This window comes from Bacillota bacterium, assembly GCA_036504675.1.
In the GTDB taxonomy this organism is placed as follows: domain Bacteria; phylum Bacillota; class Sulfobacillia; order JAJYWN01; family JAJZPE01; genus DASXUT01.
The window spans coordinates 1-23,544 of sequence record DASXUT010000193.1 but is presented as its reverse complement, the minus strand read 5'-3'; the positions used below and the strand labels follow the sequence as shown (position 1 = coordinate 23,544).

Here is a 23,544-nt window from a genome sequence, read left to right as displayed (position 1 = left end):
CACCATGATGACCAGGATGAACACGCCTAACCCGATATAGCTGCGTCCGAAGAAGATGATGTTCAGCCCGGCCAGGATCAGGAGGAGCGGCCAGTACTGGGTGACCAGCGTCCACAGGTCGACGCTGATCAAACCGAGGTTGTTGAGGAGCAGGATGACCCCGATGGCCACGACGAGCAGGCCGTTGACGACCCCGCCGAGATAGCGGTTCACTTGTGCTCTCCCCTCAGCGAGTTGACCAGGATGACCAGACCGAAGGCGACCAGAGCCAAGGGCCAGAACCAACCCCAGCCGATCCAGGGGAGGAAGTTGCGGACCAGGAAGACCAGGCCGAGCCCGAGGAGGATCCAACCGAAGACGGCGGAAGGGTTACCGGTGCTGTGGGGCCAGCGGCTCCCATTGACCCGGGCGGGTCCGGAAGGGCTGCTCGAACCAGTCGGCCCGGCCGCGCCGGATCCGGCGTCGGTCCCGGTCCCGCTCGTCCCGGTCGGCCCAGTCGGCCCGCTCCCCGGGCCGCCGCTCGAGCTATAGCCGCCGTTGTATCCGTAGGGTTCCTCCGGGATGATCAGGACGGCCACGATGTAGGCGATGACGCCGGTTCCGGCGGCGAAGACGGCGACGGCCCACAAGAGCCGGATGACGGTAACGTCGACCCGGAAGTACTCGGCAAGCCCGCCGCACACGCCGGCGATGACCCGCTCATGGCGTGAACGATATAGTCTGTGCATCCATCAGCACTCCTTTTGGACGCCGCCCGGGGGACAGGCCGCGGGGCGGCATCGATTTACGGCAGTCGATCAGCGGGGTCAGGGCCTCGGCTCCTGGGTCGGCCCGGACTGGTCGTGACCACAGGGCTCCAACGGGATGATCAGGATGGCGACGATGTAGGCGACCACCCCGGTACCGGCGGCGAATACGGCGATGGCCCACAGAAGCCGGATGACGGTAACGTCGACCCCGAAGTAGTCGGCCAGCCCGCCGCACACTCCGGAGACGACCCGGTCCCGACGCGAACGGTATAGTTTACGCATTCTACAGCACTCCTTCTTCTTCTACGTACCGGGGTGGTCAGAGTCTCGGCCCATCAGGAAGAGCCTCAGACCCCGCTCGACGGCCGCGGCCACGAGGGCCACCCCTTCCTCCATGGCCGCCTCGAGCGGCATCGGTCGGTCGACGATGGGCAGGACCACGGCTCGGGCTCCCCTTTCGAGGTCGGAGGCCCCGGGCCCGACCGACCCGGCCAGGACGATCGTGGACCGCCCGGCGGCAGTGGCCGCCCGGGCCACCCCGTATGGTCCCTTCCCGTGCAGCGTCTGCCGGTCGACCCGGCCCTCGCCGGTAATCACCAGGTCGGCCCAGGCTAGTTGGGCCTCGAAGCCCACCATTTCAAGGATGAGGTCGATGCCGGACACCAGCTTGGCGTCGAGGAAGCCCATCAACCCGGCCCCGAATCCCCCGGCCGCTCCGGCCCCCGGCCGGTCGGTCACCGGCCGCCCGAGGTCCCGGGCGATGACCCGGCCGAAGTTGGCCAGGGCGGCGTCGAGGGTAGTGACCATCTCGGCCGTCGCCCCCTTCTGCGGTCCGAAAACGGGAGCCGCCCCGTTCGGGCCGCAGAGGGGATTGTCGACGTCCGAGGCCACCGTGACCTCGATGCCCTTGGTCAGCTCGGCCAGGCGATCGGCCTCGATGCGGTCGAGGTCGGCCAGGGCGGCCCCGCCGGGCGGCAGTTCGCGGCCGCTTCTATGGAGGAGCCTGGCTCCGAGGGCCTGGGCGGCTCCCGCGCCGCCGTCCACAGTGGCGCTCCCACCCAGCCCGACGATGATCCTTCGGCGCCCAAGTTCGATCGCCGCTTTGATCAGTTCGCCCGTGCCGTAGGTGGTCGCGATGAGTGGGTCCCGCCGTTCCCCCGCGACCAGTCCGAGCCCGGACGCGGCGGCCATCTCGATGACCGCGGTCACCCCGTCGTCGAGGATCCCGAAGGCGGCCTCGACCGGATCACCGAGGGGACCGGTCACCCGCCGGGTGACCAGTGAGCCCCCAAGGGCCCCGAGGAAGGCACTGACGGTCCCTTCGCCCCCGTCGGCGAGGGGGATCTGCCGGCAGAGGATGGTCGGGTCGAGTCGACGGGCGCCCTCGGCGATGGCCGCCGCCACATCGGTGGCGGTAAGGCTGCCCTTGAAGGAATTGGGCGCGGCGATGACCTTCAGCCCGGAGGAAGGCGACCGTGGTCGGGTGTCTACGCCATCCGCACCAAGGTTCATGCCACCCGCACCTCCTCGCGGATCTTGGCCGCATCCGTCTTGCGGATGGTGGCCGCCGTGAGGGTCAGGGCGTTGGCCGCGCCGCAGGCCGTCGCGGTCTTGAGGGCCTCGATGACGTCCCGGCCGGTCGACAACTCACCGATGAGCCCGGCGAAGAAGGCGTCGCCGGAGCCGACCGGGCTGACCACCGGCCCGACTTCGGGCGGCCTGATATAGTTGGAGATGATCACCGGATCCTGCCCGGAGCTGCTGCTCAGCCGGCCTACGGCGGCGGCTCCCTCCCGTCCGGCGGTGACCACGGCCAGCTGGCAGTCGGCCGTCGCCCGCAATCGTTCAGCCAGCGTCAGCGGGTCGGGCTGGCGTTCGGTCAGGCCGAGGGCCTCGGCCGCCTCGGCGGCGTTGACTTTGACCACGGCCGGCTTGGCCAGTAGCCCTCGCCGCAGTGGTTCCCCCTTAGCGTCGAGGGCCGCCAGAAATCGATGGGACCGGGCCGAGTGGATGAGTTCGGCGTAGAACCCCGGCGGGACGCCAGGTGGGAGGCTACCCGACATGATCAGATACGAACCGGCCAGGGGGGAGTCGGGGACCGTCGTGCCTCCGGCCGTGCTCTCGTTGAAATGGGCCATCAAGTCGCCGAGCTTCTGCTTGAGACGTAACAGCTCGCCCGAGGCGATCGAGGCCCCGGCTTCGAGGATCTGGGTGATCGCCTCCGAGACCGGGTCGATCATGGCCAGGCAGGTCCGGGACTCGGCGGCGGTCCAGACGAACTCCGTAGCGATCCCTTGCTCCTCGAGGCCTCGGTGGATGGCGGCCCCGCGCGAACCGCCGGCGAAGCCGGAAGCCACGACGTGGTAGCCGAGCTCTCTCAGGACGCGAGCAACGTTGTTGCCTTTGCCGCCGGCAACGACGGCCTTCTCACGGACCCGGTTGATCTCCCCGACGACCATCCCGGGGACGATGTAGGCGGTGTCCAGCGAGCTGTTGACGGTGACGGTGACCAGCACTCCCGTTTCCCCCTCTATTAACACCGGTCAATGGCGGTGAGTTTCACCGTCCTTCTCGGAATCTCGGCGAGGCCGGTCGACCGGCATGATGATCGCGTCGAGCAGGCGACCGGCGTCATCATAGGTGAACTCCCCGAGGAAATCGGGGGCCGTCGGATCGAACAGGCGGTCGAGGTAGGTCGGCACGTCCTCCGGCCAGGCCAGACGGCGCAGCCCCGGCTCCGGGACCCAGGCCAGACGCCCTTCTCCGGATGGGGACTCCCCCTCGGCGGCCCCTTCTCGATCCTCGGCCACCGCCGTGAAGACCCAGATGTGCTCGACCGTCTCGGGGTTCCCATCCCAGCCATTCAGAGTCAGCCGGGCGCGCTCCCGGAGCCGGCCGAGGGGGAGATCCAACCCGGTCTCTTCGCGGACCTCCCGACGGGCCGCCTCGACCGGTTCCTCGCCGGCCTCGATCGCCCCGCCGGGGGCGTTCCAGCGGCCGAGGTCGGGGGCCCGCCGCCGATGGAGCAGCAACCAGGCGGGGGCGTCGCCGCCCGCGCGGATGAAGCAGACCACTGAACGACGCTCCAAGGGCCTCCTCCTCTCCATCTAAAAGGCCGCCGGCCTATCGCCGACGGCCCAGTGACGCTCTCACTCGGCCCGGGGCCCCTCCTCGCCCAACCGCTCGAGGACCAGGGCGCCGGCACCGATGACCCCGGCGTCCTCGCCCAGGCGGGCCGGGACGATGCGGGCCGCCGCCGCTTGGACCTTCATCGCCCGTTGACCCACCACCCGGCGCATCGGCGCCAGCAGCAACTCACCCGCTTGGGCCACGCCCCCGCCGATGATGACCAGTTCCGGGTTGATCAGGTTGATGAAGTTGGCGATCCCGATACCGAGGTAGATTGCGGTGAGCTCGACGATCTCCCAGGCCGCCGGGTCGCCCTGGCGGGCTGCCTGGGTGACCACGCCGGCGTCGATCTGGTCGACCTGGCCGGCGACCATGCTTAGCATGACCGTCTGAACGCCGTTTTTCACGGCTTCCTGAGCCCGCCGGGCGATGGCCGGCCCCGACGCCAAGGCCTCCAGGCATCCGCGATTGCCGCAGTTGCAGACCGGCCCGTCCTTCTCGATGGTCATATGGCCGATTTCCCCGGCGCTCTCGGTCGCCCCGCGGAGCAACTGGCCGTCGACCATGATCCCCGAGCCGATCCCGGTGCCGATGGTGATGCAGATCAGGCTCGAAACCCCCCGCCCGGCGCCGTACCAGGCCTCACCGAGGGTGGCGCAGCGGACGTCGTTGTCGATGAAAGTCGGCAGGTTGAACTCGCGTTCGATCGGCCGGACCACCTGAACATTTCGCCAGAACAGGTTGGGGGAGAAGACGGACAGCCCGAGGGTCGAATCGATCAACCCCGGAATGCCCAGGCCGATCCCGCAAAGCTCGCGTTTGGTCACTCCGGAGGCCGAGATGACCTCCCGGAGGAGGTCGACGATCCCCTTGATGATCGCGTCGGGGCCGCTTTCGACGAGCGTCGGGGCCCGCCGGCGTTGGAGAATGCGACCGGACTGATCGATCAGGGCGGCCGTCACGTGGCTCCCACCGAGGTCCACGCCCAAGAGGACGGAGGCCTGCCCGATGCCCCGCAAGGGCAGGTGCTCGGTGGTCACGCGGACCGTCGCGCCGTCTACGGCCATATCCTTCCTCCCGGTGGAGCGTCCTTGGATGACATCATTCACCAAGGTTCGCTACTTTCCAGACATTTCCCTTTTGAAGAGGTCAATAATTCGCACCGGCGTGGGGTCGCGCCCGAGGGCCAAGGCGAGGTAGACGGAGACATAATCGCACACATAGACGAGGGACAGCAGACGGGCCAGGCGGCCCTGCCCGCGGGCCCAGACCTCGGACAACGACCCGGCCCTCGGCTCGAGCAGGCCACGGGTGATCTCCATCCGGCGGTGGACCTTCTCAGACTCGTCGGCGTCGCGCAGAAGGACCAGCCCGAAAGCTTTGGTCACCTCGGGCGGCGAGTCCCAGCCGACGATCTCGTCATGATGGAGGGCCGGCACGGCGTTGGCCAAGGACAACAGCTTGGCGTTCTCCGCCAGCTGCCGTTTCATCCGGGCGGCGACGGCCTCGCTGAACTCGCTCCGTCCGTAGATGACGGGGATCTTCCCGACCAGCCGGGCGGCGGTCTGTTTGGCCTCGTTAACCGCGGCCGGGGCGTCCGGCCCGATGGCCGAGCGCATGGCCGCCATGACCTCGACGGCTTCCTGGATCTGGCGGCCCTTGGGAGCCACCAGCCCCAGGCGGTCAAGCAGGGTCAGGATCGGGATCATCAGGTACCCCAAGGCGACCCGCGGCATCAGGCCGCCCGGAACCTCGAGGACGGGAATCTGCTCCCGGCGACACCACTCGCGCAGAGTACCGCCGGAAGTGATGGCGATGACCCTGGCCCGCCGGTCGACCGCCTGCTGGTAGGCGCTGAGCGTCTCCTCCGTCTGGCCCGAGTGGGTGACCACGAAGCAGAGGGTGTGCTCGTCCACGTAGCGGGGGATGTTGTAACCCTGATGGACGAGAAAGGGCACCCGCAAGTCGCCGAAGAGGTAGGAGGCGACGAGATTACCGGCCGCGGCCGACCCCCCGCCGGTGCCCAGGAGGAGGACCTCGTCGAGTTCTCTTAGCTGGCTCTGGCCCTGGCCCTGGACCTGGACCCCCAGGTCGAATTCGGCGGCCAACCGGCGCCCTTCGTCGAACTGCTCGGGATAGGTCCACAGGAGGCGGAGCATCCCGCCTTCGTCCAGGGCCCCCATGGCCTCTCGGTCATCGAGGATAGCCGTTCCACTCATGCCCGCCCCTCCAGTACGAAGCGTTCGATGGCCGCGGCCACGCCACCCTCGTCAGTGCCCGCGGTGACGTAGTCGGCCCTGGCCTTCACCGGTTCGGGAGCGGTCCCCATGGCCACCCCGAGGCCCGCGTACTCCAGCATGTCCAGGTCGTTGAAAGAATCACCGATGGCCAGGATCTCGTCACGGTCGACCCCCAGCTGCTTCGATAGGGCCCCGAGGGCCTTGCTCTTGGACACGGCCGGGTTCATCATCTCCAGGAAGTATGGGTAGGAGGTGACGGTGTAAAGCTCCGATGGGTAGGCGGCGACGACCGCCTGCCTGAGGGTTTCGATCCGCGCCTCGTCGTCGACCACGAGCATCTTGGTCGGCCGATGGGCCTCATCGCCGGCCAGATAGGCCGAGAGATCCCCGACGGCCTGGGCTTCGACCAGGGCGATCGACGTGTACAGCCTGACCCGCTCGTTGACCTCCTCGACCACCAGCTTGTCGTCAACGTACAGGTTCAGGCTGTAGTCGAGTTCCTTGGTCAAGCGGGCCACCCCGGCCGCCGGAGCCAGGTCGACCGGAAGGTGGAAATAGGTCTTCTCGGATTCGGCCGTCCGGATGAGGCCCCCGTTGTAGGTGACGAGGGGCATGTCGCCGAGGCCGAGGCGCTGGGCGTAGACGCGGGCCGAGGCGAACATGCGACCGGTGACGATGGTCGCCAACCGGCCGCGGTCCAAAGCCGCCCGCAGGGCGGAGATGGTCGTCGGGTGGATCTGGAGGTCGCGGTTGAGGACGGTGCCGTCGAGGTCGAGGGCGATGAGCTTGACTGGTTTGGCTGGAGGCGTTGCGGGTTCCCTCCCGGGCTTTGTGTCTTGGGCCCAGTGGCGGTCTTGGGCCTAGCGGCGATGCTTGATGATCGAGGTCAGGAGGCCGCTGATCAAGGAGAGGACGATGGCCCCCCAAAAGGCCGCCCAGAAGCCGTCGATCGACAGCCCCAGGGGCAGGGTCGAGATGGCCCAGAAGAGCAGGGCGTTGACGATGAGGGTGAAGATCCCCAGGGTCAGTAGGCGGATGGGGATGGTCAGGAAGAGGATGACCGGACGGATGGTGGCATTGACGATGCCGATGACCGCCGCCGCGATGAGGGCGGCGAGGAAGTCCTTGACGTGAATGCCCGGGACGATGTAGGTGGTGGCCAAGAGGGCCAGGGCGTTCAAGGCCCAACGGACGATGAGATCCACGGACCCAGCACCTCCGACTCAGTCTATCTTCGCGGCCGCTTTGGCAGCCCCTGCCGACCGCTCGGCCGATGAAAGCTCTTTCCGGTCCCGCGGTATCCTGGCCCAGAAGGCCAGCCCGAAGATGGTCAGAAGAACGCCGGCCGCCAGCATGACCGGCCCGGCGCCGATGAGCGTGGCCAGACCGCCGGCGATGGGGAAAGCGATCAGTTGCGAGCCGATGACCACGGCGTCGGTGGCCCCGGAGACCCGCCCCAGGATCTCTCCAGGCGTCTCGGTCTGGATGACCGTCATCACTGTCACGAAGAGCAGCGACTGCCCCAGTCCGGCGAGCATGACCAGGGTGATGGCCAGGGGGACGGCCAACGGCGTCCCGGGGGCGACCACGCCGATCAACGCCAGCAGGGCCAGGGGCACGCTCATTCCGAGGGCCCCGATGACGCTCAGGAGCCATGGGCTGTGGTCTTGCCCTCGGCCCCCGACCCAGACCGCCGAGACCACCGTGCCGAAGCCGATGGCCGCCAGCAGCCAGCCCAAGAGCTTGGGGTTCGGGCCAAAGACCTCGCGGATGAAGACGACCGCCACGGCGTCGAAGACCCCGAGGCAAAAAGCGGTCAGGGAAAGGAGGACGACGGCGAAGACAAGGATTGGTTTCCGCGCGATGTGGTCCAGGCCGGCCTTGAGATCGGCCAGGAAGTTGAGCTTCGATGGGGCCGAAGCGGGGGCGGGTCTCGCGGCTCCGACGTCGGTGGAGGCCGCCGCTCCGGCGCCCGCCTCTGCGGCACCCGCGCCGACCCGCCTTTCGTCGGGGATGGCCACCGTGGCGATGAGCCCGGCGGACAGGAGGAAGCTCAGGCTGTCCGCCCAAAAGCAGGCGTTCTCACCGATCGTGGCGACGATGATCCCGCCGACGGCCGGACCGATGATCTTCGCCCCGTTGAGGGCCATGGTGCTCAGGGCATTGGCGGGGAGTAGGGCTTCCCGGCCGACGATCTGCTTGATCGTCGGCGTCCTGGAGGACGTGAAGAAGGGGGCGACGACGCCGATCAGGAGGACGATCGCGAAGACCTGCCCCATGTCTCTGGCCACCAGGAAGCCCAGGACGGCCACGGCGCGGATGAGGTCGGCGACGATCATCGTCGTCTTCCGGTTCCAGCGGTCGGCAAAGACCCCGGCCACGGGTCCGACGACCACCCACGGCAGGGCGGCCACCAGTCCATAGAGGCTCATTTGAAAGGCCGTCGCCTGCCATCTGAAGGCCAGCAGGCTCATGAGCGCTGTGATATTCAGCCAATCGCCCAGGAAGGACAGGGTCTGGCCGGCCCAAAGCCTGGCGAATCGGGCGTTCTTAAGGACATCGAGCATCAGCTTGCCCCCGTGCCCGGCGAGATTCGAGCCTACTCGACGTAGACCTCGACGTGCTGGTGCTCTTCCTCGTCATCGACCTCGACGATCTTACCGACAGCCCCGCCACGGATGGCTTCGACCAGACCGACCATGTCCAGCCCCTTGGTGTACTCATGGTCCTTGGGGATGAACCGGACCGCGATGTCCAGCAGGTTCAGGGGCAGGTTGACATTGACCTTGGCCTTCCCCGATCGGGTATCGTAGACCTTGACCTTCAGGAACTTGGCCGAGTGAGGGGTTTGTTCCTCTCCCTGACCCGTTTCAACCGCCGTGAGGAGCTTGGCCCCCTCCTCGGCGGTGATCTTCCCACTCTCGATCATCTTCAAAATTTGCAGTCGTTCCTCGTTCATGTCGGCCCCTCCCGTTATCCTAGCCAAACTTCGACACACGTACCATCGTCGTCCTGGACGTCAACGATCTTGCCGCAGGCCACCAGGCCGATCCGCAGCCCGGCGAGGGCCCCCCGGTAGTCCGTCGGCTCGAGGCCACTTGACCTCGGCACTCGCCATCGCTCGGCGGTTCGCCGGCCGAACCATCGGAACAGGGATAGTCCCCAAAAACCAAGCGACAAGGCCCAGAAGATGATGATCATCGGCAGCCAGAGGTTGAAGCGGCGCCCGTGCCGTGGGTCGAGGACCTTGACCCTCAGCCATCGGGCCGGCCTCCGGCGGACGCGGGCCTCTTCCCGGAGTCGCTCCTGACGACGCTGCTGTCGCCAGCGGTCGAGCTCCTTGAGCCCTTCCTCGACACCCATCTTGCCGCCGTCGATGGCTCCGATGATTTCCCTGGCTTTCTGGCTCAAGGTCTCATCCCCTCAAAACGGTCTTTCGTCGGCTTCATCGTCCTCTTCCAGGGCTCTGAGGAGCTGCTCGGCGGCCTCCGGGGTGAGGCGCCTGGCCTCAACCATCTTGAGGACCCGGACGTAGTCCTCATCTTCCATGGATAGGCCCCGTCTCCCACTTGGGCCGGGGCCCGGTCCTTGGTCCGGGCCGGTGTCCACCGGGTCGGCCGCCCGCCAGTCGGCGGTCTCTTCCCCGAGGTCGGCCTCGCTCACCGCCACGACCGTGATGTCACCTCGGCCGGCTCGGCCCTTGACCTCGCACGACCCGCGCTTCAGGACGCCGCGCAGGATGCCGGGGCGGGTCTCCTCGCGGACCAACGGCAGGTGGCAATGGATCGCGCCGCCATCAGCCTCCAAATCGAAGCGCCCGGCGGCTTGGGCCGGCACTCTCAACTCGATCGAGCCCAGCCCGGTATCGAAGTCGTAGTCTCCGTCGCGGACCGGGACGAAGGCCCCGGAGATCTCTCCCCGGCCCGTATCGACGTGGATCCTGCGGGCCCGGACGCCCCTCAGGCGGACTGACCCGTTGCCGGTGTCGACGTCCACGTCGCCCCTGACCCGGTCGATGTTCACCGTCCCGGAGCCGGTGTCGACCTCGACTTCCCCGCTGGTTTCCCTGACGTCCACCGGCCCGCTGCCGGTGTCGACCGTGACCTTGCCGGCGCATCGGGCGACCGTCACGGGCCCCGCCCCGGTGTCGATCGCCAGTCGGCCGGAAAGCTCCTCGGCCAGGACTGCTCCGCTGCCGGTATCGACGTCCACATCGAGGCCGCGGGGCACGGTCACGTCGAGATCGACCCGGCCCGGCCGGGAAAACCCGAAGGCGCCCCGGGCGGCCCCGCCGACCTCGATGGAAAGCCCGCGTCCCCCGGGGTTCGCCCGGACCCTCAGACCACCCAGGGCCCGCCGGGCCGACGCTTCATCAGGCCCGGAGGCCCGCTTGGTGGCCACCACTTTGGTCTCGGGCCGATCCCAAGCGCCAAGGGTGATCGACCCGACATCCTGGCTGATCGTGACCCTTCTGCCGTGACCGATGGCGAACGTGTTCTGCCAAACTTCGCTGACCTCTATGGCCGTCTTCATTGGTCCCTTCACCCCCAGGTGAGATCCTCACCGGCCGAAGAAGCTGCTGACTATGGCGGCTACGCCCATGGCGGCCAGGGTCCCGAAGGCCGTGGCCCAGAAGCCGAGGTGGAAGTAGATGCCGGCGAAGATCCCGCCGCCGATGGCGATGAGCCAGAGCCCGTCACGGAAGGAGTGGCCGTTGAACCAGGTGGGCTCATTTGGCCGGTAAAGCCCGGCCTTGATCATGGCGACCGTCCGGAAGTGGCTCAGGACGGCCAGGATGACCAGGAAGCCCAGGACGGAAAAGAAGATGGTCAGGAACAGCTGGGTGTTCTGGAGCATGAAGTCGACCATTGATGTTCTCCTCCTCGCGTTCTCTCGGTGGGTGTCTAATTATTGAAGGGGCCGGTGGTCCTCAGACGCTCCGACTGACCAGGATCGGTCCGTTGGACGTCCTGGCCTCGATGTAGATGCGGCGGGTCTTCCCGTCAAAGCCCCGGGTCTGGGCCTTCGACCGGCGGTGCCCAACGGTCCGCTCGTTGATGGCGTAATCGAGTTCGGGCAGCTCCAGCTCGATGTGGCCAAAGGAGGTCGAGGCGTCGATGTCGTAGCCGCAATCGGTCCGGTCCTCGGGGCGGATCTTGATCCCGCCGTTGGACGTCCGCAGCTGGTACCGGCTGTCACCGTCGAGGCCTCCGGGCGGGACGACGGTGATCGACCCATTGGACGTGTCGGCGTCGAGCCGGTGGGCCGAGCAGTTGGCGACGATCCGCCCATTCGACGTCCTGACGATGACCCGCTCCCCGGTCAGTCGCTCGCAGACGATCCGGCCGTTGGAGGTGTGGGCGTCGAACTGGTCCGTCTTCAACCCCTCGGTTTCGATCCGGCCGTTGGACGTGTGCAGGCCGACCCGGTAGAGCAAGCCGGCCGGCAGGAAGACCTCGGCCGCCACGCCGGAATTGTGCCAGCCGATCAACCGTGACTCGAGGGTGAGGCCCTCGGGGGTGGCCGTGAATTGGGCCATCTGGCGGGCCCTCTGGCGGGCTTCGTCTTCCCCCGGGCCACGCAGTGTCTTGATGATGTGGACGCGGTAGTCGGGCCGCTCCCAACCGCGGAGGATCAGGCGGCCATTGGACGTGCTGAAATTGATCGTGACCGGCAATCCGGGGGCGGCTTCGAACCGTCCTTCGTGGTCCTCTTCGAACTTGTAGCTGTCGCCCAAGAAGCCGAAGGGGAAGCTGATCGGGCCGATCCCCTCGAGCACTCCTTCGAGGATGGACTTGGGGCGGTGGCCCGAGCCGAAGTCGTCTTCGGCGAACCCGGTCGCCCCAGTCCCCGGGTCCCCGGCCGCGGTCGGGCGGCCTGAGCTCGAGCCTTGAGCCGTCCGACCGGCGCCCTGAGGGCCGTGCCCCTCGCGGAGGGCTTTGAGGAGCTCCACCCCTTCCTGAGCGGTCACCTTGCCCTCCTGGATCATCTTCAGGATCATCAACCGTTCCTCTTGCATAAAAGGGCACCTCCAGATGTGGGTTTATCTCCCCTGCCCGACATCGTGGGTAGCTAGGAAGCCATGGGGCGGGTGGTCCGACACGGTTGGCGAATCCGTCCGGGCCGATTCAAGGTCGCCGGATGGTCACGTCCCCCGCCCCGGCGCGGGCGATCACGGTGGCCTCACCGGCGCCGAGGCGACCCAGCAGCAGACGCTCCGTCCGGCGCTCTGTGACCGTCATCTCCATGGCCGATTCGATCTCGCCGGAGCCGGTCGATGCTTCAATCGCGATCGAGGCCTCTTCCGGCAGGATCAGCTCGACATCGCCGGCCGTCGCCCGGAGTTCGTAGCGGCCGCCCCTGGTGGGCTGGAAGCGGGCGGTCACGTCGCCATTCTGACTGTGCAGTTCGACTTGTTCCACGGCCTCGGTGGTTAGGGTCACGTCACCGTTTCTGGCGTCGGCCCTGACCCGGCCCGAGAGTCCGGTCATTTCGACGTCGCCGTTGGCCCCGCGGACCTCGACGGCGGCTTCGGCGGGCACCTCAACGTGGAGGTCGATGGTGACCGGACCCGTCCCGCGGGCGGACTCGGGTCCGAGGTCGGTGCGGACGGTCAGGGTCGTCCGGTCCCCCTCGACGCTCACCCCCGCGGCCGCCAACCGTCGCTCGACCTCGTCGGTCGCGGAGCCATGAGCCTGCTTGGTCCAGGTGACCCGGACGGTCCCGGGCGAGCCCGCCGTCACGCTGACGTCCCCCGAGGCGGAATTGATGAAGATCCGACAGCCGCGATCGACGGCGTGCTCGAGGACCGTCTTCTCCTGCCGGGAAGCCGGCCCCATGCTGGTCGGGCCGAACGCGCTTCGAAGGCCTCGAAGCCCTTCATTGAGCCCCCGCAGACCGGCATCCAGACCCTCCCGGATCGCCCCGGCGATCTCGCTCCCCAGGTCGCCCGGGTCATCCCCCGTTCCGGCGGCCTCCCTGGCCTGGTGCCTGGCCTCGTGGAAAGCCCGGCGGACCTCCCGGCTGGCTTCGCGGGCGGCCTCGCGGACCTCCCGACTGGCTTCGCGGGCGGCGTCGCGAGCTTCCGGCCCCCAGCCGATCCAGGGCCCGCGGGCCCATGTCCGGGACTCGGCGCCGGGCTGGGCCGCGGGTTCTGCCCCCGCCTCTCCGTCTGCCCCGCCGATGGCGGCCAATAAGGCTTTCGCCTCATCCTCAGAGAGGCGACCGGCCCGCCGCATCTCCTCAATCATCCGCCGTTCGGCGTCCGCGCCGGGCGTCCCCTGGTCAGGTCGTTCCTCGTCCACGTTATTCCCTCCCGCCTTGACCGGCGTCGACACCTTGGGCCCCGCCTTCATCTGACTTCCTGGGTGCGTCCTCGCCGTCCGACGGCCCGCCCTCCCCCGCCTCGGCCGGCGGCGCCGACCTGCTCTTGAGGAGTTTGACGGCCTCCTCGGCGGTGATCCGCCCCGACTTAAGGGCCTCGAGCACGTCCCGGCGTTTGGCCGTCGATGCGGTCTCGTCCGGAATCGGTTCAGGCCGGTAACCCAGGGCCTGAATGACTTGCTCCAAACGCCCTCTGACCGTGGGGTAGGAGATGCCGAGCTCCCTCTCGACCTCTTTGATGTTGCCGCGAGCCTTAAGGAAGACCTCGACGAAATCCGATTGGTCACGGGTCAGGGCATCGAACTTCGAAGCCTCGAACCGCCCCTCGATGCTGGTTTCGCAGTGAGGGCAGTTCAGCCGGGTGATGTCCAGCTTCTCATGGCAGACCGGGCACCGGCCGGGCATCCGTCGTTTCTCCACGCTTGGAACACCCCGTTTCGTTCATGTTAAGGGTGCGGTTTAACTTCTTTAAGGTGGCGGCTTAAGTGTAGTTTTTGGGGGTTGACCTGTCAACACGCGGGGAACGAGCCGGCCGACCCTCGGGCGCGATGGCCCGGGGTCGGCCCAGTTATTAGTGGACATTGGATTGACGGCGACGGACCCTGACCAACTCGACTTCCATCGGCGAGTGGGACAGCGCTCCCAAGAGACCGGGCAGGACGGCGGCTTCGTCACCGGTGGCGATGACGAGCGGCCTGGTCGCCACAATCCTGGCCGTCCCGCTGGCCTGGACGAATTGAAGGATGTCCTCGCAGAGATCACCATGGTAGAGGACCTCGATGGTATCCATCTGACGACCACCTCCGAAAAGCTTGGCCAGGCGGGAATCAGTGCCTTCCCGGCGAGTCGTGGGGTTCGTCGGATCAAGACGGGCGTTCACGGTCATCCGCTCCTTTGGCAGCTTACGGTGATTCCGGTGTCGGCCATCGGCTCACCGAAAGTCCACGGGCCATCTGGGCGAGACCAGACTGATCAGAGTCTCCGACCGGGGATCCCGGTTCGCGGTGACGGCCGGCGGGAAGATCAACTCCACGATGGCGTCCCTGGTCCGGCGGGCGAACCGCTCGCCGGGGATCGCCGGCCCCTTCGTCCGCGCCGACCCGACCTTGAAGGTCGAGGCTGGATTCTTCCCGTTGGTATGAGGCATGATGGTTAACATCCTTTCCTTGACGATTAACATTATAGACCCACCCCCTTAACATGTCAACCCTGCTCCTTGATGTCTTTAACCCTCGCCCTCGCTTCGTTCCGAACTTGGCCGATGTCCGGCGGCCGAGCTCGGGAGCTGTCGGGAAGACGCAAAGCGGCCCGGGGGAACCCCCGGGCCGTGGGTATCAACCGGTCTATTCAATCAAGGGTGCAGGGCGATCTTCAACCTTGCCGACGCAAGGTCAGACCCGAAGGAAGGGAAGCATGACCTGGCCCGGTTCCCCGCCGGTTCTCGGTGGAGTTGTCAAGCGGCGCGGTGAAGCCTGTATCCGCGGCAAGGCAGAGATATCCCGCTGCCGCGAGGATGAGCCCACCCGCCGGAGCGACCACGAAAACGGCGAGGTTACGGATCATGTCATTTCCCTCCTTCCATGAAGCTTGTTGCCGGTTGAGCCGGGGGCTTGGGCCCCGGGCCGGCCACATTTCCCAGAGGCGATGGCCGATACCAACTATATATGACGTCAGGGCGACGGGTTTGTTCCCGACGGCTGGAAGTTTTTCTTAGCCCTTCAGAACCACATCTCTCAACCTGCGTCGTTCCGGTCGGAGCCGGCCTGACTCCAGGTCCAGCAGCCAGCGCTTCATCTCCAACCCACCGCCGAACCCCCCGAGGCCGCCGCCGGCGGCCAGGACGCGGTGTCAGGGGAAGACCAGGGCGACGGGGTTTTGGGCCATGACCTGGCCCACCGCCCGGGCCGCCCCCTGGCTGCCGACCTCGGCCGCCAGCTCGCCATAGGTCTTGGTGGCGCCATGGGGGATGCGGGCGCAGGCCTCGAGGACCCGCCGTTGGAAGGGGGTCATCTCGGCGTCGACGGGGTGGCGCGTCAGGTCCACGGGGCGCCCGGCGAAATAGGCCGCCAGGTCGGCCCGCAATTGATCAAAGGCCGTGTCATCCTCGACGGCTTTCGGGAAACCGGCGGTCACTTCGCGCCCGGCCGATTCGCGGTCGGCCCGCGGCAGCGACAGGTAGCGTAACCCGCGCGGGCCGGTCACCGCTCCGATCCAACCCCCGGCGACCTCGAAGGCCGACCAGCGCAGGTCGGAAGACCGGTCATCCCTGGTCCACTGGCTCACCGTCCTGACCCCCCTTGGCGTTTTCTCCATGGAGCCACGCGAAGATGGTCTCGGCCACCGGGGCGGGAATCCCCGGCGTCGCTTTCAGCTCGTCCAGCCCGGCCTTTCTCAGGCCGGCGATGGAGCCGAACTGACGCAGGAGGATGGTCCGCCGGCGTGGGCCGATGCCCGGGATGTCGTCCAGGACCGACTTCAGGGTCCGCTTCCGCCGCACCACCCGGTGGTAACCGATGGCGAAGCGATGGGCCTCGTCCCTGATCCGCTGGACCAGGAAGAGGGCCTCGGAACCGCGGGGAAGGACGACCGGGCCCGGGCGTCCCTCGCCGAACAGCCACTCGTGTTCCTTGGCCAGGCCAAAGGTGGGGATGCCCCCCAGGCCCAGTTGGGTGAGGACCTCCCTGGCCGAAGAGAGCTGACCCTTGCCGCCGTCGACGATGATCAGGTCGGGCAGGGTGGCGAACTTCGGTCGCCCCCCGGTGGCGGCCTCTTCACGCTCCCTGAGGCCGCGACGGTAGCGTCGCCCGACGACTTCCTTCATCATGGCAAAGTCGTTGGATCCCTCGACCGTGCGGATTCGGAACTTCCGATAGTCTTCCTTCTTGGGCCGGCCGTCCTCAAAGACGACCATCGAGCCCACGGCCTCGGCCCCCTGGATGTTGGAGATGTCGAAGCACTCGATCCGCCGCGGGGGCCCATCGAGGCCCAACTGGCGCTGAAGGTCAGCGAGGGCCTGGCCGGTCTGCTCGGACTCACGGGTCCGCTCGGCCAGGCGCTCCTGCAACGAGACTCTGGCGTTCTCGGCGGCCAGGTCGACGAGACCCTTCTTCTCACCGCGCTTGGGCTGGGTCAGGTGGACCCTGCCGCCGCGCTTCGCGGACAGCCACTCCTCGAGCAACCCCTGCTCGATGACCGGCTCAGGGAGGAGGATCTCCCTGGGGATGAAGGAAGCCTGGGCGTAGAACTGCTTGAGAAAGGCATCGATGACCTCCGGCCCAGATTGGCCCTCGGTCCCGTTGAGGACGAAGCTCTCCCGTCCGACCAACCGGCCCCCCCGAATCTGGAAGACCTGCACCGAAGCATCATCGCCATGGCGGGAGGAGGCCACGACATCCTGATCCTCCATGCCCGTGGAGATGATCTTCTGCCTTTCACTGACCTCCGAGATGGCCCTCAGCCGGTCGCGGATCTCCGCCGCCCGCTCGAAATCCAGCTGCTCGGCGGCCTCTTCCATCCGGCACTGAAGGTGGTCGGTGACATCCTGGGTTCGCCCGTCGAGGAACAGGCAGAGTTCCCTGATCATCGACTTATAGTCGGCCTCCGAGACAAGGCCCCGACAGGCGCCCTGGCACCGGCGGACATGATAGTCAAGGCACGGGCGGGTGACCGTCCGGAACTTGTGTTCGCTGCAGGTGCGGAAAGGGAAGACCCGTCTGATCGTCCGGAGAGTGTCGCGAACGGCGTCCGAATGAGTGTAGGGACCGAAGTATGAAGCCCCGTCGCGCTTCATCGAGCGGGCGATGGTCACCCGAGGGAAGTCCTCGTTGGCGTCGACCCGCAAATAGGGAAAGTGTTTGTCGTCCTTAAGACGGACGTTGAAGTACGGATGGTACTCCTTGATCAGGTTGGACTCAAGGATAAGGGCCTCGACCTCTGAGTCGGTCCGGATGAATTCGAGATCCCTGGCCTGCATGACCATGGCCATGGTCCGGGGATTCTGGTTCTTGGCCGACTGGAAATACTGCCTGACCCGGCTCCTGAGGGACAGGGCCTTGCCGATGTAAATGATCTCACCGGCCTTGTCCTTGAACAGGTAGACGCCCGGCTTGGCCGGGAGCCTGCCCAGCTTGGCCTCCATCTCTGGACTCGGCCCCGACGGGCGATCTTCGGGCAAGCCATCTCACTTCCCGCGTTGGAGTACCTTCCTGACCAGCAAGGCATCAACCGGAGCGGCCCCCGGCTCGGGGAAGGCGCGCAGGAATGAAGGGTTGCCCGGTCCGTGGAAGGCCTTATAGACAATGGCATCCGTGAAGCCCAGGCGTTCAAAGTTGGCAACGTTCCAGGCGCTTCGGTGCTCCTGATAGGTCTCCCCACCAAGGTTGAAGTAATCGAAGTTGTGCTGTGGGAACCAGCCCCGCGGAGTAAAGACTATGACCGACTCTCTGGCCAGTGCCTCAGCCTGCCGGAGGATCTCGACTCCCTCGTCGTAAGGGAAGTGCTCCAGCACATCCAGGAAGAGTATCGCCGCGACTCCGCCGGGAAGGAACCGGGCCGGCATCTCCCGGGCATCCATGGTTAGGGGAACGATTCGCGGGTCATCCGTACGACGTCTCTCCAAATAGGGGCGATGGGCATCGATTCCGATCTTGATCGGACAGTCAATCCTCGTCAGCAAGTCGCCCAAGCCGCACCCGACGTCGATCAGGCTGGGAAGTCCGCTGACCCACCGGTTTATGTCGGCTACGAAGTCGTGTTGGGTAAGCTCGGTGACATCCAACTACTACGTGCCCCCTTCGTTCATCGCTGCAGGTCGTCCGGGGTAGCTCTCGGTCCCGACCCCCCAAAGGCCGCTGATCTTGTATTCTCCCCGGGTTGGCGGGTCCCCTGCCCGCAAGGGTGTAGCCAGCTCGGTGTCGAAACCCCCTACCCAAGCCGGACCACCCGGGCCGATCCCACCCGAGCCGGAGCACAATAAGGAGATGTTGGGATGTCCCTGAGGGCCGCTCCTCCACCCGCAGTCGAGCCTCTGGACCTGGCCACCCTGGACCGGATGGTGGTCGGGGAGGTCTGGACCTCCGATGAGGCTTACCGGAACCTGGTCTACCTGTGCGACGAGTGCGGCAGCCGGTTCGGCGGCACGGCCGGGGAACGGAAAGCGGTCCAGTTCCTGACCTCACGGATGAGTCAATATGGGCTCGACGACGTCCACACTGAAGAGTTCGAGTACGCCGGCTGGGCGCGCGGTCGGGCCAGGCTGACCGCGCTCAGTCCCAAGCGTCGCGCCTTTCCATGCCTCGCCTTGCCCTATTGTGGCTCGGGTGAGGTCCAGGGCGAACTGGTCTTCCTCGGCTCAGGACACCCCGACGTCTACGCCGAGAGGGCGGACGAGATCAAGGGGAAGATCGTCATGGTGACGACCGAATCCCCGACCGACCTATGCCGGACGATGCACCGGATGGAGAAGTACGGCCGGGCCGTGGAGGCCGGAGCGGTGGGCTTCATCTGGATGCGCGACGAACCGGGGCTCCTCGAAGAGACCGGCTCCCTTCGCTTCAACGCCCCGGCCGAGGTGATCGGGGTCGGCGTGTCCACGGAGACTGGGGCGGCCCTCAACCGCCTGGCCGAAAAGGGTCCGGTCAAGCTCCGGATCGCGACCGCCAACAGCAACGAGCGGATGACCTCTTCCAACATCTGCGGGGAGGTCGTCGGCCGGGAAAGCCAGCGGCGCCTGCTCATCGCCGGCGGGCATCTCGACGGGCACGACATCGCCCCAGGGGCCATCGACAACGGTTCTGGGGCCGTCATCGTCCTCGAGACCGCCAGGGTCCTGGCCAAGATCGGGGCGCACCTGCCCCACACCATCCGCTTCGTAATCTTCCCCGTTGAGGAGATCGGGCTCATCGGCTCGGAGGAGTACGTCCACGCCCACCGCCGTGAGACCCGGAACATGCAGTTCATGGTCAACGTCGACGCCGCCGGTGGCGGCGGAGAGCCGTCTCTCCTCATCCAGGGGTGGCGGGAACTCATGCCGGTCTTCAAGGACATCGCCCGGCGCCAGAACCAGCCCTGGAAGATCAGGAACGGGATGAACCTGTACTCCGACCAGTTCAACTTCGCCGCGGCCGGCGTTCCCAGCGCCTTCATGACCTCCTCCCGGCCGGGTCCGAGGCCGGCCGGGCGCGGGTGGACCCATACGGCCGCCGACACGCTGGACAAGGTCAGTCCCCGGGGGCTTCAGATGGACGCCCTCAACCTGGCCCGGCTGCTTCTCTATTTGTCCTTCCAAGTGAACGACTGGCCGGCCGCCCACAAGAGCAAGGCGGAGACAAAGAAGCTCCTCGAGAGCGAAGGCCTGTGGGAAGTCCTCGGCTACGAAAAGCGGTTGCCCCTGAGGGGATAGTGGTAGGTTAGTTCGCCGCCGTCTTGCCCCGGCCCCGTTTGGCCTGGCGTTCGAAGATCTTCTTGAGGAACTGGCCGGTGTAAGACTGGGGCATGGCGGCGACCTCTTCCGGCGTCCCGGTGGCGATGACCCGCCCGCCCCGCTCCCCGCCCTCGGGACCGAGGTCGATGAGATAGTCGGCGGTCTTGATGACGTCCAGGTTGTGTTCGATGACGACCACCGTATCCCCGGCGTCGACCAGCCTTCCCAGGACGACCAGAAGCTTGTGGATGTCGTCGATGTGGAGGCCGGTGGTCGGCTCGTCCAGGATATACATGGTCTTGCCGTTGGACCGGCGAGACAGCTCGGTGGCCAGCTTGACCCGCTGGGCCTCACCGCCGGAGAGGGTCGTCGCCGGCTGACCCAGCTTGATGTAGCCCAAGCCGACGTCCTGCAACGTCTGGAGTTTGCGCTTCAGGCGGGGCAGGTTCTTGAAGAACTCGGCGCCCTCGTCGACGTTCATTTCCAGGACGTCGGAGATGGACTTCCCCTTGTACCTGACCTCGAGGGTCTCGCGATTATAGCGCTTGCCCTTGCAGACTTCGCACGGCACATAGACGTCGGGCAGGAAGTGCATCTCGATCTTGATTATCCCGTCGCCCTTGCAGGCCTCGCAACGGCCGCCGCGGACGTTGAAGGAGAACCGCCCGGCCCGGAAGCCGCGCACTCTCGCCTCGGGCGTGCTGGCATAAACGTCGCGGATGAGGTCGAAGAGCCCGGTGTAAGTGGCCGGGTTGGAGCGCGGGGTCCGACCGATGGGTGACTGGTCAATGTCGATGACCTTGTCGAGGTACTTCAGCCCGGTGATGGCCTCGTGGTCGCCGGGCTTCGTCCTGGCCCGGTTGAGATCGGCGGCGAGAGCCTTGTGGAGGATCTCGTTGACCAGCGTGCTCTTGCCCGAACCGGAGACCCCGGTGACGCAGACGAACAGCCCCAACGGAAACTTGACGTCGATTTCTTTCAGGTTGTGCTCACGGGCCCCCCGGACCTCGACGGCCTTGCCGTTCGGCTGCCGGCGGGCCAGCGGGACGGGGATCTCCTTCTGGCCGCTTAGGTACTGGCCGGTGATCGACTCCGGACAGGCCATCACCTCGTCGATGGTCCCGGCGACGATGACCCGCCCGCCGTGGGCCCCGGCCCCCGGCCCGATGTCGATGATGTGGTCGGCCGCCCACATCGTCTCTTCATCATGCTCGACGACGATGAGGGTGTTCCCGAGGCCGCGCAGGCGCTTGAGTGTGGCGATCAGCCGCTCGTTGTCCCGCTGGTGCAGGCCGATGCTGGGCTCGTCGAGGATATAGAGCACGCCGACCAGGCCGGAGCCAATCTGGGTGGCCAGCCTGATCCGCTGGGCCTCGCCGCCGGCCAGGGTCCCGGCCGCTCGGTCCAAGGTCAGGTAGTCGAGGCCGACGTTGACCAGGAAGCCCAGCCGCTCACGGATCTCCTTCAAGACCTGGTGGGCGATGAGCTCCTCGCGCTGGGTCAACGTGAGGTGGTTGAAGAAGTCGAGGGTCTCAACGATGGACAGGCCCGTCACGTCGGCGATGGACTTGCCGCCGATCTTGACCGCCAGGCTCTCCGGGCGCAGGCGCTTGCCGCCGCAGGCCGGACAGGGTTTGGTGCTCATGAACTCCTCGATGTCGGCCCGGGCCCCGTCGCTCTGGGACTCGCGGTAGCGCCGCTCGAGGTTGTGGACGACCCCTTCGAAGGTCGCCTCCTTGGTCCGCATCTGGCCGTTGAAGCCTTCGAAAGTGAAGGGGAATTTCTCGTCCCCGGAACCGTTGAGGACGATGTCGACCCACTTCGGGTCGAGGTCGTCGATGGGCACGTCGGTGCGGAAGCCTAAGTGGCGGGCGACCGCCTCGAGGAGCGACGGGTAGTAGGTCATCGCGCCTCGGTACCAGGGGACGATGGCCCCATCGTCGATGCTCTTCCGGCGATCGGGAATGACCCGGTCGGGGTCGATCTCCATGTTCGACCCGAGACCGTCGCAGACCGGGCAGGCTCCGTAGGGGTTATTGAAGGAGAACATCCGCGGCTGCGGCTCCTCGATGCTGACGCCGCAGTCGATGCAGGCGAAGTTGCGGGAGAAGAGGATCTCTTCTTTACCGATGACGTCGACGAGGACCAATCCGCCGGAAAGATTGAGGGCCGTCTCCAGCGAGTCGGCCAGGCGCTTTTGCAGCCCCGGCCGGACGACCAGCCGGTCGACGACAGCCTCGATGGAGTGCTTCTTGTTCTTCTCCAGGGTGATGGGCTCGGTGACTTCGTGAACCTCACCGTCCACCCGGACCCGGACATAGCCGCCCTTGCGGATCTCCTCGATGACCTTCTCGTGTTCGCCCTTGCGCCCCCGGACAATCGGGGCGAGGATCTGGATGCGGGTGCTTTCGGGCAAGCCCGCCACCTGGTCGACCATCTGATCGACGGTCTGCTGGGTGATGGGCTTACCGCACTTGGGGCAGTGCGGACGACCGATGCGGGCGAAGAGAAGACGCAGGTAGTCATAGATTTCGGTGACCGTGCCGACGGTCGACCGCGGGTTGCGGCTGGTGGTTTTCTGGTCGATGGAAATGGTCGGGGAAAGGCCCTCAATGTAGTCGACGTCGGGCTTGTCCATCTGGCCGAGGAACTGGCGGGCGTAGGCCGACAGCGACTCGACGTAGCGGCGCTGCCCCTCGGCGAAGATGGTGTCGAAGGCCAACGACGACTTGCCCGACCCGGACAGCCCGGTGATGACGACGAACTTGTCGCGCGGGATCTCGATGTCGATGTTCTTCAGGTTGTGCTGCCGGGCGCCCCGGATGATGATCTTGTCCTTGGCCATGTGTCGCTCCAGTCGCTACGGCCGCAAGGTTTTGGGGAAACGCCGTGGCGGCGCTGCCAGGCGGCCTCTAGATGCTCCTAGATTATAACATACCGGGCAACCGGCTACCAACGCGCTGGGAAAGCCGCTCGGCGGGCCCGTCGGCGGCCGCGACGAAGGCGGCGACGGCGCGAGGAAAGGGTCGGCCCGCCGGGCCACCTACCACTCGCGCTTGGGCATCTCTTTCTCGAGGCTCTCCAGCTTCCAGACGGTGCCCTTCTTCGAGGGACAGGAGATGTACCAATGGTCCGGGTCGTTGTCTTCCCAAGACAGGGCGCCCAGGGCGCACATCAGGGCCGGCCTGGCCAGCGAGTCGGTGAGCGCGCCGCACATCCCCTTGGGCGGGGTCCAGCTGTCCCAGATGAAACTATCCCCCAGCTTGTGAGTGCACTTTCCCCGTTGCTCGATCATGGTTATCCTGACCGGAAGGAACTCGCCCCGCTTAGCCACGCCCATTCCCCCTTGACTTCGAGACCCTACGGCGAGATTATACTATACCGAACATATGTTTGGCAACCCTGGGGATACCTGGATCCCTCGTAGGTATTGGGCGGAACGCCCGTCGCCTTGTCGTTGGCCACCTCCCGAAGAGACCGTGGTGTGAGTAAAGTTAATGTTGGTCTGAAGTAGGAGACCTGGGCAGAAAGAGGGACGAGAGGGTTCCTCTCCGAAGTGTTTGGTTGCGAGCACAAACACAAGTAGGAGGGGTGGACCTCTCGCCCATGGCACAATTCACTA

The 23,544-nt window shown here is 66.5% G+C and carries 27 protein-coding genes; 1 reads left to right on the top strand and 26 read right to left on the bottom strand.

The features are described 5' to 3' along the window. The 24 genes from VGL40_15315 to VGL40_15200 form a co-directional block, all read right to left on the bottom strand. Positions 1-213, bottom strand: a 213-nt coding sequence (locus tag VGL40_15315) for a DUF5668 domain-containing protein (GenBank protein ID HEY3316632.1), incomplete at its 3' end; no start/stop codon positions are given. Next, positions 210-728, bottom strand: coding sequence for a PspC domain-containing protein (locus tag VGL40_15310; protein ID HEY3316631.1), 519 nt, complete (start codon positions 726-728; stop codon positions 210-212). The genes VGL40_15315 and VGL40_15310, both read right to left, overlap by 4 nt. Before the next feature lie 78 nt (positions 729-806). Further along, positions 807-1,031, bottom strand: a complete 225-nt coding sequence (locus VGL40_15305) for a PspC domain-containing protein (protein ID HEY3316630.1) — start codon at positions 1,029-1,031, stop codon at positions 807-809. 21 nt (positions 1,032-1,052) lie between these two features. Continuing rightward, entirely contained in the window at positions 1,053-2,261 is a 1,209-nt protein-coding gene (locus tag VGL40_15300; GenBank protein HEY3316629.1) for a glycerate kinase, read from the bottom strand. Then, a complete protein-coding gene (locus VGL40_15295; GenBank protein ID HEY3316628.1) occupies positions 2,258-3,265 on the bottom strand; it encodes a PfkB family carbohydrate kinase in 1,008 nt (335 codons plus the stop codon). The genes VGL40_15300 and VGL40_15295 overlap by 4 nt, the downstream gene beginning before the upstream one ends. A 27-nt stretch (positions 3,266-3,292) precedes the next feature. Beyond that, complete coding sequence (locus VGL40_15290) at positions 3,293-3,838, bottom strand: NUDIX domain-containing protein (GenBank protein ID HEY3316627.1); 546 nt, start codon at positions 3,836-3,838, stop codon at positions 3,293-3,295. Between the two features lie 60 nt (positions 3,839-3,898). Further along, entirely contained in the window at positions 3,899-4,945 is a 1,047-nt protein-coding gene (locus tag VGL40_15285) for an ROK family protein (GenBank protein ID HEY3316626.1), read from the bottom strand. Between the two features lie 51 nt (positions 4,946-4,996). Further along, positions 4,997-6,097, bottom strand: coding sequence for a bifunctional phosphoglucose/phosphomannose isomerase (locus tag VGL40_15280; protein ID HEY3316625.1), 1,101 nt, complete (start codon positions 6,095-6,097; stop codon positions 4,997-4,999). Continuing rightward, on the bottom strand, positions 6,094-6,900 hold the full coding sequence (locus tag VGL40_15275) for a Cof-type HAD-IIB family hydrolase (protein HEY3316624.1): 807 nt from the start codon (positions 6,898-6,900) through the stop codon (positions 6,094-6,096). The genes VGL40_15280 and VGL40_15275 overlap by 4 nt, the downstream gene beginning before the upstream one ends. Before the next feature lie 78 nt (positions 6,901-6,978). Beyond that, the gene (locus VGL40_15270) at positions 6,979-7,323 is read right to left on the bottom strand and encodes a phage holin family protein (GenBank protein ID HEY3316623.1); all 345 of its coding nucleotides are present in this window, start codon (positions 7,321-7,323) and stop codon (positions 6,979-6,981) included. 18 nt (positions 7,324-7,341) lie between these two features. Continuing rightward, a complete protein-coding gene (locus tag VGL40_15265) occupies positions 7,342-8,685 on the bottom strand; it encodes an MFS transporter (protein ID HEY3316622.1) in 1,344 nt (447 codons plus the stop codon). Between the two features lie 32 nt (positions 8,686-8,717). Continuing rightward, positions 8,718-9,077, bottom strand: a complete 360-nt coding sequence (locus tag VGL40_15260) for a hypothetical protein (protein ID HEY3316621.1) — start codon at positions 9,075-9,077, stop codon at positions 8,718-8,720. A 14-nt stretch (positions 9,078-9,091) separates the two neighbouring features. After that, on the bottom strand, positions 9,092-9,529 hold the full coding sequence (locus tag VGL40_15255) for a hypothetical protein (GenBank protein ID HEY3316620.1): 438 nt from the start codon (positions 9,527-9,529) through the stop codon (positions 9,092-9,094). 12 nt (positions 9,530-9,541) lie between these two features. Then, complete coding sequence (locus VGL40_15250; protein ID HEY3316619.1) at positions 9,542-10,651, bottom strand: DUF4097 family beta strand repeat-containing protein; 1,110 nt, start codon at positions 10,649-10,651, stop codon at positions 9,542-9,544. A 27-nt stretch (positions 10,652-10,678) separates the two neighbouring features. Then, the gene (locus tag VGL40_15245) at positions 10,679-10,987 is read right to left on the bottom strand and encodes a hypothetical protein (GenBank protein HEY3316618.1); all 309 of its coding nucleotides are present in this window, start codon (positions 10,985-10,987) and stop codon (positions 10,679-10,681) included. A 61-nt stretch (positions 10,988-11,048) separates the two neighbouring features. After that, positions 11,049-12,137 carry a DUF4097 family beta strand repeat-containing protein gene (locus VGL40_15240; GenBank protein HEY3316617.1) on the bottom strand — a complete coding sequence of 363 codons (1,089 nt, stop codon included), beginning with the start codon at positions 12,135-12,137 and terminating at the stop codon, positions 11,049-11,051. A 109-nt stretch (positions 12,138-12,246) separates the two neighbouring features. Further along, positions 12,247-13,422, bottom strand: a complete 1,176-nt coding sequence (locus VGL40_15235) for a DUF4097 family beta strand repeat-containing protein (protein ID HEY3316616.1) — start codon at positions 13,420-13,422, stop codon at positions 12,247-12,249. A 1-nt stretch (position 13,423) separates the two neighbouring features. Beyond that, positions 13,424-13,921, bottom strand: coding sequence for a DUF2089 domain-containing protein (locus VGL40_15230; protein HEY3316615.1), 498 nt, complete (start codon positions 13,919-13,921; stop codon positions 13,424-13,426). A gap of 151 nt (positions 13,922-14,072) precedes the next feature. After that, complete coding sequence (locus VGL40_15225; GenBank protein ID HEY3316614.1) at positions 14,073-14,381, bottom strand: hypothetical protein; 309 nt, start codon at positions 14,379-14,381, stop codon at positions 14,073-14,075. A 51-nt stretch (positions 14,382-14,432) separates the two neighbouring features. Continuing rightward, positions 14,433-14,681, bottom strand: coding sequence for a hypothetical protein (locus VGL40_15220; protein HEY3316613.1), 249 nt, complete (start codon positions 14,679-14,681; stop codon positions 14,433-14,435). Positions 14,682-14,872: 191 nt separating this feature from the next. Continuing rightward, the gene (locus VGL40_15215) at positions 14,873-15,064 is read right to left on the bottom strand and encodes a hypothetical protein (protein ID HEY3316612.1); all 192 of its coding nucleotides are present in this window, start codon (positions 15,062-15,064) and stop codon (positions 14,873-14,875) included. A gap of 147 nt (positions 15,065-15,211) precedes the next feature. Further along, positions 15,212-15,511, bottom strand: coding sequence for a methylated-DNA--[protein]-cysteine S-methyltransferase (locus VGL40_15210; protein HEY3316611.1), 300 nt, complete (start codon positions 15,509-15,511; stop codon positions 15,212-15,214). Positions 15,512-15,761: 250 nt separating this feature from the next. Continuing rightward, positions 15,762-17,675 (bottom strand): excinuclease ABC subunit UvrC, encoded by a 1,914-nt coding sequence (uvrC, locus tag VGL40_15205; GenBank protein ID HEY3316610.1) that lies wholly within the window; start codon positions 17,673-17,675, stop codon positions 15,762-15,764. A 6-nt stretch (positions 17,676-17,681) separates the two neighbouring features. Beyond that, positions 17,682-18,278: a class I SAM-dependent methyltransferase gene (locus VGL40_15200; GenBank protein ID HEY3316609.1), complete on the bottom strand. Its 597-nt coding sequence runs from the start codon at positions 18,276-18,278 to the stop codon at positions 17,682-17,684. A 210-nt stretch (positions 18,279-18,488) separates the two neighbouring features. Here VGL40_15200 and VGL40_15195 point away from each other — a divergent pair, with 210 nt between their 5' ends. After that, positions 18,489-19,901 (top strand): M20/M25/M40 family metallo-hydrolase, encoded by a 1,413-nt coding sequence (locus tag VGL40_15195; protein HEY3316608.1) that lies wholly within the window; start codon positions 18,489-18,491, stop codon positions 19,899-19,901. Positions 19,902-19,908: 7 nt separating this feature from the next. Here VGL40_15195 and uvrA read toward each other — a convergent pair whose 3' ends face one another. Beyond that, on the bottom strand, positions 19,909-22,767 hold the full coding sequence (gene uvrA, locus VGL40_15190) for an excinuclease ABC subunit UvrA (protein HEY3316607.1): 2,859 nt from the start codon (positions 22,765-22,767) through the stop codon (positions 19,909-19,911). A 198-nt stretch (positions 22,768-22,965) separates the two neighbouring features. Continuing rightward, the gene (locus VGL40_15185; GenBank protein HEY3316606.1) at positions 22,966-23,256 is read right to left on the bottom strand and encodes a TIGR04076 family protein; all 291 of its coding nucleotides are present in this window, start codon (positions 23,254-23,256) and stop codon (positions 22,966-22,968) included. Between the last annotated feature and the right edge of the window lie 288 nt (positions 23,257-23,544).

What these genes read in the sequence shown, in the direction of transcription:
- VGL40_15310 (HEY3316631.1), bottom strand. Translation starts at nt 728, where the DNA reads ATGCACAGACTATATCGTTCACGCCATGAGCGGGTCATCGCCGGCGTG.
- VGL40_15305 (HEY3316630.1), bottom strand. Translation starts at nt 1,031, where the DNA reads ATGCGTAAACTATACCGTTCGCGTCGGGACCGGGTCGTCTCCGGAGTG.
- VGL40_15300 (HEY3316629.1), bottom strand. Translation starts at nt 2,261, where the DNA reads ATGAACCTTGGTGCGGATGGCGTAGACACCCGACCACGGTCGCCTTCC.
- VGL40_15285 (HEY3316626.1), bottom strand. Translation starts at nt 4,945, where the DNA reads ATGGCCGTAGACGGCGCGACGGTCCGCGTGACCACCGAGCACCTGCCC.
- VGL40_15280 (HEY3316625.1), bottom strand. Translation starts at nt 6,097, where the DNA reads ATGAGTGGAACGGCTATCCTCGATGACCGAGAGGCCATGGGGGCCCTG.
- VGL40_15265 (HEY3316622.1), bottom strand. Translation starts at nt 8,685, where the DNA reads ATGCTCGATGTCCTTAAGAACGCCCGATTCGCCAGGCTTTGGGCCGGC.
- VGL40_15260 (HEY3316621.1), bottom strand. Translation starts at nt 9,077, where the DNA reads ATGAACGAGGAACGACTGCAAATTTTGAAGATGATCGAGAGTGGGAAG.
- VGL40_15250 (HEY3316619.1), bottom strand. Translation starts at nt 10,651, where the DNA reads ATGAAGACGGCCATAGAGGTCAGCGAAGTTTGGCAGAACACGTTCGCC.
- VGL40_15245 (HEY3316618.1), bottom strand. Translation starts at nt 10,987, where the DNA reads ATGGTCGACTTCATGCTCCAGAACACCCAGCTGTTCCTGACCATCTTC.
- VGL40_15240 (HEY3316617.1), bottom strand. Translation starts at nt 12,137, where the DNA reads ATGCAAGAGGAACGGTTGATGATCCTGAAGATGATCCAGGAGGGCAAG.
- VGL40_15220 (HEY3316613.1), bottom strand. Translation starts at nt 14,681, where the DNA reads ATGTTAATCGTCAAGGAAAGGATGTTAACCATCATGCCTCATACCAAC.
- VGL40_15215 (HEY3316612.1), bottom strand. Translation starts at nt 15,064, where the DNA reads ATGATCCGTAACCTCGCCGTTTTCGTGGTCGCTCCGGCGGGTGGGCTC.
- VGL40_15195 (HEY3316608.1), top strand. Translation starts at nt 18,489, where the DNA reads ATGTCCCTGAGGGCCGCTCCTCCACCCGCAGTCGAGCCTCTGGACCTG.
- uvrA (HEY3316607.1), bottom strand. Translation starts at nt 22,767, where the DNA reads ATGGCCAAGGACAAGATCATCATCCGGGGCGCCCGGCAGCACAACCTG.